The 518-nt window shown below is 72.2% G+C and carries 1 protein-coding gene; it reads right to left on the bottom strand.

Annotation, left to right across the window (positions count from 1 at the left end):
• Positions 1-518, bottom strand: a 518-nt coding sequence (locus VR44_RS11160; protein WP_045947279.1) for an SDR family NAD(P)-dependent oxidoreductase, incomplete at both ends; no start/stop codon positions are given.

Genomic DNA, 518 nt, shown 5'->3' with positions numbered 1-518 from the left:
GCAGCACCGGACGCAGCGGCTGCACCAGACGCAGCCACGGTGGGGCGTAGACGCTGACCGCGCGCCGCTCCACCCCGCGCACCAGCCATTCGGCGACCCGCTCGGGACTGTGCACGCGGCGGGCGGGCGCGGGCTGATGAGAACGCAGGGTTCGCAGCACCGGATGGTCGTCGAGGCCCGCGATCATGTCGGTGCCGGTCCAGTGCAGGTACGCGATGCCCACCCCCACGCCCGCCGGACGCACCTCGGTACGGAGGGCCTGGGCGAACGACTCCACTCCCGCCTTCGACGCGCAATAGGCGCTCATCAGCGGCGCCGAACCGAACGCGGCGGTGGACGCCACCTGGAGGAAGTACCCACCGGTGCGGGTGAGTTGGAGCAGGAAGACGCGGGCGGTGTTCGCGCTCCCGATCAGGTTGACCTCGACCACCCGGTCGAACAGCGATGCCTCGCACGTGGCGAACGGGCCCGCGACGGCGATCCCCGCGTTGGCGATCACCACCGAGGCCGGCCCGAGC

The organism is Streptomyces katrae, from assembly GCF_000966975.1.
Classification (GTDB): Bacteria; Actinomycetota; Actinomycetes; order Streptomycetales; family Streptomycetaceae; genus Streptomyces; species Streptomyces katrae.
The sequence above is the reverse complement of the archived record's forward strand: the minus strand, read 5'-3'. Positions and strand labels throughout refer to the sequence as shown.